This is a genomic window from Blautia sp. AF17-9LB (genome assembly GCF_003479185.1).
GTDB lineage: Bacteria > Bacillota > Clostridia > Lachnospirales > Lachnospiraceae > Fusicatenibacter > Fusicatenibacter saccharivorans.
On record NZ_QUGU01000004.1, the window covers coordinates 249,450 to 260,000 of the forward strand.

At 50.8% G+C, this 10,551-nt stretch carries 11 protein-coding genes (1 of these 11 cut by a window edge); all 11 read left to right on the forward strand.

Going from position 1 to position 10,551, the window contains the following annotated elements; translation table 11 throughout:
• Nucleotides 1-2 precede the first annotated feature (2 nt).
• Nucleotides 3-779, forward strand: a complete 777-nt coding sequence (locus DWX00_RS06540; RefSeq protein WP_118594876.1) for a hypothetical protein — start codon at nucleotides 3-5, stop codon at nucleotides 777-779.
• A 436-nt stretch (nucleotides 780-1,215) separates the two neighbouring features.
• Nucleotides 1,216-2,757 (forward strand): anthranilate synthase component I, encoded by a 1,542-nt coding sequence (trpE, locus tag DWX00_RS06545; protein ID WP_118594877.1) that lies wholly within the window; start codon nucleotides 1,216-1,218, stop codon nucleotides 2,755-2,757.
• Nucleotides 2,754-3,326, forward strand: coding sequence for an anthranilate synthase component II (locus tag DWX00_RS06550; RefSeq protein WP_022462657.1), 573 nt, complete (start codon nucleotides 2,754-2,756; stop codon nucleotides 3,324-3,326). The genes trpE and DWX00_RS06550 overlap by 4 nt, the downstream gene beginning before the upstream one ends.
• 34 nt (nucleotides 3,327-3,360) lie before the next feature.
• The gene (trpD, locus tag DWX00_RS06555) at nucleotides 3,361-4,380 is read left to right on the forward strand and encodes an anthranilate phosphoribosyltransferase (RefSeq protein WP_118594878.1); all 1,020 of its coding nucleotides are present in this window, start codon (nucleotides 3,361-3,363) and stop codon (nucleotides 4,378-4,380) included.
• A gap of 4 nt (nucleotides 4,381-4,384) precedes the next feature.
• A complete protein-coding gene (trpC, locus tag DWX00_RS06560) occupies nucleotides 4,385-5,167 on the forward strand; it encodes an indole-3-glycerol phosphate synthase TrpC (RefSeq protein ID WP_118594879.1) in 783 nt (260 codons plus the stop codon).
• Between the two features lie 53 nt (nucleotides 5,168-5,220).
• The gene (locus DWX00_RS06565) at nucleotides 5,221-5,829 is read left to right on the forward strand and encodes a phosphoribosylanthranilate isomerase (RefSeq protein WP_055228636.1); all 609 of its coding nucleotides are present in this window, start codon (nucleotides 5,221-5,223) and stop codon (nucleotides 5,827-5,829) included.
• Complete coding sequence (trpB, locus tag DWX00_RS06570; protein ID WP_118594880.1) at nucleotides 5,822-7,006, forward strand: tryptophan synthase subunit beta; 1,185 nt, start codon at nucleotides 5,822-5,824, stop codon at nucleotides 7,004-7,006. The genes DWX00_RS06565 and trpB overlap by 8 nt, the downstream gene beginning before the upstream one ends.
• On the forward strand, nucleotides 6,999-7,781 hold the full coding sequence (trpA, locus tag DWX00_RS06575) for a tryptophan synthase subunit alpha (protein WP_118594881.1): 783 nt from the start codon (nucleotides 6,999-7,001) through the stop codon (nucleotides 7,779-7,781). The genes trpB and trpA overlap by 8 nt, the downstream gene beginning before the upstream one ends.
• Before the next feature lie 137 nt (nucleotides 7,782-7,918).
• Nucleotides 7,919-8,842 carry a ribonuclease Z gene (locus DWX00_RS06580; protein ID WP_117761647.1) on the forward strand — a complete coding sequence of 308 codons (924 nt, stop codon included), beginning with the start codon at nucleotides 7,919-7,921 and terminating at the stop codon, nucleotides 8,840-8,842.
• A complete protein-coding gene (gene tsaD / locus DWX00_RS06585; protein ID WP_022462650.1) occupies nucleotides 8,835-9,860 on the forward strand; it encodes a tRNA (adenosine(37)-N6)-threonylcarbamoyltransferase complex transferase subunit TsaD in 1,026 nt (341 codons plus the stop codon). Before DWX00_RS06580 ends, tsaD begins: the two co-directional genes overlap by 8 nt.
• Before the next feature lie 79 nt (nucleotides 9,861-9,939).
• On the forward strand, nucleotides 9,940-10,551 hold the 5' portion of the coding sequence (gene ispD, locus DWX00_RS06590) for a 2-C-methyl-D-erythritol 4-phosphate cytidylyltransferase (RefSeq protein WP_117761648.1). Its footprint extends 117 nt past the window's final position; 612 of the gene's 729 nt are visible here — the first part of the coding sequence; the start codon lies at nucleotides 9,940-9,942; the stop codon falls past the right edge of the window.

The following is a 10,551-nucleotide window of genomic DNA, read 5'->3' on the forward strand; positions in this document are numbered from 1 at the left end:
CGATGAGCGGTTATATTTTATGTCAGGTCAAACGGGCGAAAAATCCGTATTATATTTCCAACATCAGCACAAATATATATTCCATCGAGGAACTGTGCTATTATCTGTACCACAACATCTATCTGCTGGACGAGACCATCATTAACGAGCAGCTGCTGGTGTGGATGAAAGAAGAACTCCACTTAAGAAGACTGTACCAGCGTCTCTACGTCCTTCTGGAGGAGAAAAAGAACATCGGTGATTTTATCCTGCCGATCTTCAAGGAGATCAATTATCTTTCCCACGATCAGTTCCGTGAGATGAATGAGCGCCTGAAACGGTTCGAGGAGCAGCCGGAGATTGTGCGGAAAAAAATCAAGGGAGATTACCTTGTCGACCACGAAAAATATATCAATGCGATCCAGGTTTACCAGGAAACGCTGAAAGATACCGAGGAAAACGAAACCAACATGGGAAGCCAGTTCACCGGAAGTATTTACAACAACATGGGCTGTGCCTACGCAAGTCTGTTCCAGATGAATGAAGCACTTATGTGCTTTCAGAAAGCAAATGAAGAGCTGCACACGAAAGCATCATTAAAGAGCTGGCTGTTTGCGGTCTACATGAGCAAAGGACAGGATGCCTATGAGCAGATGTGCACCGAACGGAAAGTGGATGCCGAGACGAAACGGGAGATGGACCGCCAGATCACCGAGGCAATGCAGGTCGAGCTCCCGCGCGATCTGGACGAAGCTCTTGCGGCGTGGACACGGGAATATCATAAAAATACCGGACTTTGAACAAAAAGAACAAAAAAATTACTTGACAGCAAAAAAGAATGGGACTATAATACGGCCCATAAGAAAAAAATAAATACTTCGAAACCGATGAAGTGGAGATAACGTTGGAAGCGCACTCACAGAGAGCCCGGGCAGGTGGAAGCCGGACAGAAAGCGGATCAGCAAATGGACCACGGAGGGTACAGGGAAAAGCGGGAAACCGTCTGAGTATTCTGTAACGTGCAGGCATACGTTAGTTGCCAGGAATATGATCGTATTCTGCAGAGCGTGTGAGCAATCGCAAAACAAGGTGGCACCACGAGTATAAAAATATACCCGCCCTTGGCAAAGAACAAAGTGATTCTTTGCCGGGGGCGGTTTTTTGTATATCAGAAATTGGTTCTGAGGACCAGTGTTGATGACAGCCTTTGCAGACACAAGGAGAGGAGATAACAAGATGAAACAGATGACGTTAGAAGAAATTTCAAAAGCAGCCGCATCGGGAGTTTTTCGGAAAATCCCGGTAAGCAGAGAAATTTATTCGGATATCCGTACACCAGTAGAAACACTGAAAGTCCTGCAGGGCGTCAGCAGCCACTGCTACATGCTCGAAAGCGTGGAGGATAAAAAACAGTGGGGAAGATACACCTTTCTCGGCTACGATCCGTCGCTGGAACTCACCTGTGTCAACGGAAACCTGACAATCACCGCCGATGCGGCAGAGATGAAAAAAGTAGAAGATATTCCGGAAAGCCGCAAAGAACAGCTTCCGACCGGACAGATCCGGCTGACCGCAAAGACAGCCCATCCGGGAGCCGTCATCAAAACCCTGATTGAGAAAAATAAAAGTCCGAAGATCGCGACACTGCCGACCTTCACTGGCGGCCTCGTCGGATACTTCTCTTACGATTACATCAAGTACAGCGAGCCGACCTTAAAGCTGGACGCAGAAGATCAGGAACATTTCAAAGATGTTGACCTGATGCTGTTCGATAAGGTCATCGCCTATGATAATTACCGTCAGAAAATCGTACTGATGCTTAATATCGAAACCGAAAATCTCGAAGAAAATTACGAAAAAGCCGTACAGGAACTCGAAAAAATGGAAGAGCTGATCCGCTTCGGAAAACCGGCCGAGACGAAAGCCGGCCACCTGAAATCCGAGTTCCGCCCGCTCTTCGATGAGAAAGCGTACTGTGAGAAAGTCGAGCAGGTCAAACATTATATCCACGAGGGAGACCTCTTCCAGCTCGTTCTCTCCAACCGGCTCGAAGCTGATTTTGAGGGAAGCCTCCTCGATACGTACCGCGTTCTCCGCACGACGAATCCGTCGCCGTACATGTTCTACTTCTCGAGTGATGATGTCGAGATCGCCGGTGCATCCCCGGAAACTCTCGTAAAAGTCGAGGACGGAGAGGTCCGGACCTTCCCGCTTGCCGGAACGCGGCCGAGAGGAAAGAGCTATGAAGAAGACCAGCGGCTGGAAAAAGAACTCCTCGCCGATGAAAAAGAGCGTGCCGAGCACAACATGCTGGTTGATCTGGGAAGAAACGATCTCGGAAAGATCTGTGATTTCGGAACCGTGGAAGTAGAAAAATACATGTCAATCGAGCGTTACTCCCACGTCATGCACATCGGTTCCACTGTAAAAGGACAGCTTCGGAAAGACAAGACCGCAGTCGATGCCATCGATTCCGTTCTCCCGGCCGGAACCCTCTCCGGTGCACCAAAGCTCCGTGCCTGCCAGATCATCAACGAGCTGGAAAACAACAAGCGCGGCATTTACGGCGGTGCAATCGGCTATCTGGATTTCACCGGAAATATGGACACCTGCATCGCAATCCGGCTTGCGTTTAAGAAAAACGGAAAAGTGTTCGTCCGCTCCGGTGCCGGCATTGTAGCCGACAGCGTACCGGAAAAAGAGTATCAGGAATGCATCAACAAAGCAAAGGCCGTGATGGTCGCACTTGCAGAGGCAGAAGGAGGAAGTAACTTATGATACTGCTGGTAGATAATTATGACAGTTTTTCCTATAACCTGTATCAGCTCGCCGGTTCGATCAATCCGGACATGAAGGTCATCCGGAACGATGAGATGACGATCGACGAAATCTGCGCACTGGCACCGGCATCCATCATTTTATCTCCTGGACCGGGCCGTCCGGAGCAGGCAGGCCGATGCATGGAGATTGTAGAAAAATTAGGCGGCGAGATCCCGATCCTCGGTGTCTGCCTCGGCCATCAGGCAATCTGTGCCGCGTACGGCGCGACCGTCACCTATGCGAAACAGCTGATGCACGGCAAACAGTCCGAGACAACGCTGGATCTTACCTCGGAATTATTCCAGGGGCTGCCGGAAACCGTTCCGGTTGCAAGATACCATTCCCTCGCAGCTGATGAAGCGACACTGCCGGAAACCTTAAAGGTAACGGCAAGAACTGCAGACGGCGAGGTCATGGCAGTCGAGGACAGTGAGAAAAAGATCTACGGAGTCCAGTTTCATCCGGAATCCATTCTGACCCCGCAGGGCAGACAGATGGTAGAAAACTTCTTAAAAATTACAAGATAGATCACAGGACAGCAAAGAAAGAGAGAAACAGAATATGATTTGGGAAGCGATTGTAAAACTGGTAAATAAAGAGAACTTAACCTACGAGATGGCAGAGGGCGCCATGGATGAAATCATGGGAGGAAAAGCCGATCCGATCCAGATCAGCGCATTTTTAACTGCCATGACGATGAAAGGCGAGACAATCGAAGAGATCACCGCATGTGCCAACGGCATGAGAAAGCACGGTGTTCACATGGAACATGACAAGGATGTTCTGGAAATCGTCGGAACCGGCGGAGATAGATCCAATTCCTTCAACATCTCCACAACAGCATCCCTTGTGATCTCTGCAGGCGGCGTCGCAGTTGCAAAACACGGAAACCGCGCCGCATCGAGCAAATCCGGCGCAGCCGACTGTCTCGAAGCGCTCGGCGTCAAAATCGACCTGGAGCCGGAGAAAAACAAAGAAGTTCTGGAAAAACTTGGAATCTGTTTCCTGTTCGCACAGAAATACCACATGTCCATGAAATACGTGGCACCGGTCCGCAAGATGCTCGGCATCCGGACCATTTTCAACATCCTCGGACCGCTGACCAACCCGGCAGCAGCCACGATGCAGGTGATGGGTGTCTACGAGGAAGCACTTGTCCGCCCGATGGCAGAAGTTCTCTTCAATCTTGGTGTCAAACGCGGCATGGTTGTCTACGGCCAGGACTGCCTCGATGAAATTTCCTTAAGCGCACCGACAAGCGTCTGCGAGATCAAGGACGGAACGTTTGAGGAATACGTCATCACACCGGAAGAGTTCGGCATGACCCGCTGCACCAAAGAAGAGCTGGTCGGCGGAACTCCGCAGGAGAATGCTGAAATTACGAAAGAAATTCTTGCAGGAAAGAAAGGCCCGGCAAGAGACGCTGTTGTCCTGAATGCCGCCGCAGCCCTTCATGCAGCAAAAGAAATCCCGATGCAGGATGCTGTAAAACTGGCAGAGGAGCTGATCGACAGCGGAAAAGCACAGAAAAAACTCGAAGAGTTTGTGTCACTCACCAACAAATTGGCAGAAGAGGAATAAACATATGATACTGGAAACGATTGCAGAAGCCACAAGAAAACGTGTCGCTGCAGAAAAAGAGAAGTGTTCTCTTGCAGAAATGAAAGAAAAAGCAACGGCGATGAACCCGGACACCGGATTCCCATTTGAACAGGCGCTGAAAAAGCCGGGCATGTCCTTTATCTGCGAGGTAAAAAAAGCCTCCCCATCGAAGGGCATCATCGCAGAAGATTTCCCCTATCTGGAGATCGCAAAGGAATATGAAACGGCCGGTGCCTCCGCCATTTCCTGCCTGACCGAGCCGGAATACTTCAAAGGCGACAAGCGTTATTTAAAAAAAATTGCAGAAACCGTATCCATCCCGGTTCTACGGAAAGATTTTACCGTGGATCCCTATATGATCTACGAGGCAAAGGTGCTCGGAGCTACCGCTGTCCTTCTGATCTGTGCGCTGCTGCCGGAGGAAACCTTAAAAGAATATCTGGAAACAGCGCATTCCCTCGGCCTTTCCGCTCTTGTGGAAGCCCACGATGAGGCGGAGGTTGCACAGGCCATGCGCGCCGGAGCAAGGATCATCGGTGTCAACAACCGCAACTTAAAAGATTTCACGGTCGATATCCACAACAGTGAGCGGCTGCGGGAGCTTGTCCCGGAAAACATTGTTTTCGTATCCGAGAGCGGCATCAAAACGCCGGAGGATGTCGGAAGACTGTATCAGAATAAAACTGATGCCGTTCTGATCGGCGAAACGCTGATGCGGAGCAGCAACAAAAAAGCAGAGCTTGAAAAACTCTCTTCAATGTGTTAAAGTGGTAACGTAAGTGCGCAAAACAAAACAGAGCGCACGGGGAGTCAAACGTTATGGAAGAACAGACCAGAATCAAAATCTGCGGGCTCACACGGCTGGAAGACATCGATGCGGTGAATGAGCTGAAGCCCGAATATGTCGGCTTTGTCTTTGCAAAAAGCCGCAGACAGATTACAAAAGAACATGCCGTGACGCTGCGGCGCTATCTGGATCCCGAAATCCAGGCGGTCGGCGTCTTTGTGAACGAGCTTCCGGCGATTGTCGCAGGATACCTCGAAGAGGGCGTCATCGATCTGGCACAGCTCCACGGAAATGAGAGTGAAGAATATATCCATTCGCTCCGGTTCCGCACCGGCGGGGAACTGATCAAGGCATTTTCCATCAAAACCAGGGAGGACGTCGAAAAGGCGAAAAAAAGCAGCGCCGATTACATCCTTCTCGACCACGGAAAAGGCGGTACCGGCGAATCGTTCGACTGGTCACTGATCAGAAACATGGACCGCCCGTATTTCCTTGCGGGAGGCCTGAACGCCGAAAATGTGGAACAGGCGATTTTACAGACACATCCCTTCGCCGTCGACATCAGCAGCGGTGTCGAGACAGACGGCGTAAAGGACCCGAAAAAAATTACAGAATGCATAAGGAGGATAAGACATGTCTGACGGAAGATTTGGTATTCACGGAGGCCAGTACATACCGGAAACTCTGATGAATGAAATTATCAATCTGGAAAAACAGTACAATTATTATAAAAACGATCCGGAGTTCTGCCAGGAACTCGATGACCTGCTGAAAAATTACGCGGGCCGCCCGTCCCTTCTCTACTACGCAGAGAAAATGACAAAGGATCTCGGCGGAGCAAAAATTTACCTCAAACGAGAGGATCTGAATCACACCGGAGCCCACAAAATCAACAACGTGCTCGGACAGTGCCTCCTCGCAAAAAGAATGGGAAAAACCCGTGTCATCGCAGAGACCGGAGCCGGCCAGCACGGTGTGGCAACCGCAACGGCAGCAGCGCTGATGGGACTTGAGTGTGAGATCTTCATGGGAAAAGAAGACACCGACCGTCAGGCCCTCAATGTATACCGGATGGAGCTTCTCGGTGCAAAAGTAAATGCCGTTACTACCGGAACTATGACCTTAAAAGATGCCGTCAATGAGGCGATGCGCGAGTGGGTATCACGTGTCGATGACACCCACTACGTTCTCGGTTCCGTTATGGGCCCGCATCCGTTCCCAACTATCGTCCGCGATTTCCAAGCTGTCATCAGCAAAGAGGCAAGAGAGCAGATCCTCGAAAAAGAAGGAAAACTCCCGAAAGCCATCATGGCATGCGTCGGCGGCGGAAGCAATGCGATGGGTATGTTCTATAACTTCATCAATGACAAAAATGTCCGCCTGATCGGATGCGAGGCAGCAGGACGCGGCGTCAACACCGCAGAGACTGCAGCAACCATTGCAACCGGAACACTCGGCGTCTTCCACGGTATGAAATCCTACTTCTGCCAGGATAAATACGGTCAGATCGCACCGGTTTACTCGATTTCCGCAGGCCTTGACTACCCGGGCATTGGACCGGAGCATGCATATCTGCATGACATCGGCCGCGCCGAATACGTTCCGGTAACGGACGACGAGGCGGTAGAAGCATTTGAATACCTTGCAAGAACCGAAGGTATCATCTGTGCGATCGAGAGCGCCCATGCGGTAGCCCATGCGATGAAGATCGCCAAAGAATTTGATCCGGAAGACTCCATTATCATCTGCCTGTCCGGACGCGGAGACAAAGACGTAGCAGCGATTGCAAGATACAGAGGGAGGGACCTTCATGAGTAAAGTAACAGAAGCATTTTCAAATGGCAAAGCATTCATTCCGTTTCTGACAGCCGGAGACCCGAACATTGAAAAGACAGAGAGCTATATCCTGGAGCTCGAAAAAGCAGGCGCAGACCTGATCGAGATCGGAATCCCGTTCTCGGATCCGATTGCCGAGGGCGTTGTCATCCAGGAGGCAGACCTCCGTTCCTTAAAAGCTGGAACCACCACCGATAAAATTTTCGATATGGTAGCTTCCGTGCGCAAAAAAACAGACATTCCGCTGGTGTTTATGACCTACTTAAACCCGGTGTTCCATTACGGATACGAGCCGTTCTTTACAAAATGCGAGGAAGTCGGCATCAACGGCATCATCATCCCGGATATGCCGTATGAGGAAAAAGGCGAATTAAACGATATTGCGCGCAGCCATCAGGTAGATGTCATTTCCCTGATTGCGCCGACGTCTGAGCAGCGCATCCAGAAAATTGCCGCAGACGCCGAAGGTTTTATCTACCTCGTATCGTCTCTGGGCGTTACCGGTGTCAGAAGCGAGATCAAGACAGACCTCGATTCCATGATCGCCGCAATCCGCAAAGTAACCGATATTCCGGTAGCTGTAGGCTTCGGCATCAACACGACCGATCAGGCGGCCAACATTGCAAAAATTGCGGACGGTGTCATCGTCGGAAGCGCTATCGTCAAAATGATTGCGAAGTACGGCACTCATGCGGAGCAGCACATCTATACGTATGTCCGCATGATGAAGGAAGCTGTCATGACAGCAAATAAATAAAACCCGCGTCATTGCGTGTTTGAAAAAACTGTGTTAAGATGAGAGCGTGTCTGAAACAAACCGTTTTGGACACGCTTTTTCAACGTAAAATACCTGACCGGCTTTCGAAAAAGCCGGATAGAATATGGAGGAAAAACGTGTTAGATGTATGTTTACTGGGAACAGGCGGTATGATGCCTCTGCCAGGCAGACGCCTGACCGCCCTGATGACCCGATACAACGGAAGCAGCCTTCTGATCGACTGCGGCGAGGGAACCCAGGTTGCCATCAAGGAAAAAGGCTGGACCTTTAAGCCGATTGATGCCATCTGCTTCACCCATTACCACGCAGACCACATCAGCGGCCTTCCAGGACTTCTCCTGACGATGGGAAACACCGACCGGAGAGAACCGCTGACCATGATCGGCCCAAAAGGCCTGGAGCGCGTCGTCAATTCACTGCGTGTCATCTGCCCGGAGCTGCCGTTCCCGATTGTATTTCACGAGGTGACAGCGCCGGAGGAAGTGATTGAGATGAACGGCTACAAAATCACAGCCTTCCGCGTGCAGCACAATATCACCTGCTACGGCTATTCGCTGGAGATCTCCCGCAAGGGAAAATTCGATGTGGAGCGCGCTAAAGCACAGGAAATTCCGATTAAATGCTGGAATCCGCTGCAGAAAGGCGAGACTGTCACCCTGGATGGAAAGACGTATACGCCGGACATGGTCCTCGGCCCTGCCAGAAAGGGACTGAAGGTGACCTACTGCACCGATACCCGCCCGATTCCGTCGATCTCCGAACATGCGAAAGGCTCCGACCTTTTCATCTGCGAGGGAATGTACGGCGAGCCGGAAAAACAGGCAAAAGCAAAAGAATTTAAGCATATGACCTTCTACGAGGCGGCAAAACTGGCAAAAGATGCCGAGGTTGCCGAAATGTGGCTGACCCACTTTTCCCCGTCGCTCGTCGGCCCGCAGCGGTACATGGATGAGGTACAGAAGATTTTCCCGGCCGCAGAGCTTGGAAAAGACGGAAGATCAGTAGAACTGTTATTTGAAGAGGAAACGAAAAATGAGTGAAAAAGATACCCTGATTCTTGCAATTGAGAGCTCCTGCGATGAAACCGCAGCCTCCGTCGTGAAAAACGGAAGATGTGTGCTGTCTAACATTATTTCATCCCAGATCGCCATCCATACCCTGTATGGCGGCGTTGTGCCGGAAATTGCATCCAGAAAACATATCGAAAAAATCAACCAGGTTGTAGAAGCGGCCTTAAAAGAAGCCGATGTCACTCTGGATGATATCGATGCGATCGGTGTTACGTACGGCCCTGGCCTTGTCGGCGCACTTCTCGTCGGCGTGGCAGAGGCAAAAGCGATCGCCTATGCAAAAAAGAAACCGCTGGTCGGCGTTCACCATATTGAAGGCCACGTCTCGGCGAACTATATCGAACACCCGGATCTGGAGCCGCCGTTCCTGTGTGAAATCATCTCCGGAGGCCATACCCATCTTGTCATTGTAAAAGATTACGGTTCTTTCGAAATCCTCGGAAGAACGAGAGACGACGCAGCCGGAGAAGCCTTCGACAAGGTAGCCCGTGCCATCGGACTCGGCTATCCGGGCGGACCGAAGATCGACAAGCTGGCAAAAGAAGGAAACCCGCACGCCATCGACTTCCCGCGTGCCCACATGGAGGATGCGCCGTATGACTTCAGCTTCAGCGGCGTAAAATCTGCCGTTTTAAACCATCTGAACAAATGCCGGATGACAGGCGAACCAATTGTCGAAGCAGACATCGCTGCGTCCTTCCAGCAGGCCGTTGTGGACGTTCTGGTGGATAATGCCATCCGTGCGGCCAAAGATTACCATATGGACCGTCTGGCGATCGCCGGCGGCGTTGCATCGAACGGGGCACTCCGCGCGGCGATGGAAGCAGCATGTGAAAAAGAGGGCATCCGCTTTTACCGTCCGTCCCCGATCTTCTGTACCGACAATGCGGCCATGATCGGTGTGGCAGCTTACTACGAGTACCAGAAGGGAACCCGCCACGGCTGGGACCTGAATGCCGTACCGAACCTGAAGCTTGGAGAACGATAAGAAAAAGAAACTTCCGCAGCAGAACGGAGAAGAGAGATCTGCTGCGGAGTTTTTGCATTTGTAGAAAACGGAGGAAAAGATGAGCGAGAAGAAAGAAAAATACACTGTGGTTGTCCTGGCAGCCGGAAAGGGAACCCGGATGGGCGGAAGCGTAGCAAAACAGTTTCTGGAAATCGGAGGAAAACCAGTCGTGGTTTACGCGCTGGAGGTTTTTGAACATTCGCCGGAGATTGACCAGATCATTCTTGTGACAGGTGCGGATAAAATAGAATACTGTCAGAAAGAGATTATCGAAAAATATGGAATTAAGAAAACTGTTTCCGTATGCGCAGGCGGAAGGGAACGGTATGAATCTGTCTGGAAAGCATTGCAGACGCTGAAAAGCCTGGAAAGCGAACAGGAGCAGAAGACCGATTACGTTCTGATTCACGATGGCGCCCGCCCGTTTTTAAACCAGGAAATGCTGGAACGTCTCTGCGCATGTGTAAAAGAAGAAAAAGCCTGTGTCCTTGGCATGCCGGTCAAGGATACCATCAAGCTTACCGATGAAAACGGAAAAATCAGGGAAAGCCCGCGAAGAGATCTCGTATGGCAGGCACAGACCCCGCAGGCCTTTGCAGCAGAGCTTCTGTTTCCGGCATTCGAAAAACTGATGCAGCATTCCACAGAAGGAATCACCGACGATGCCATG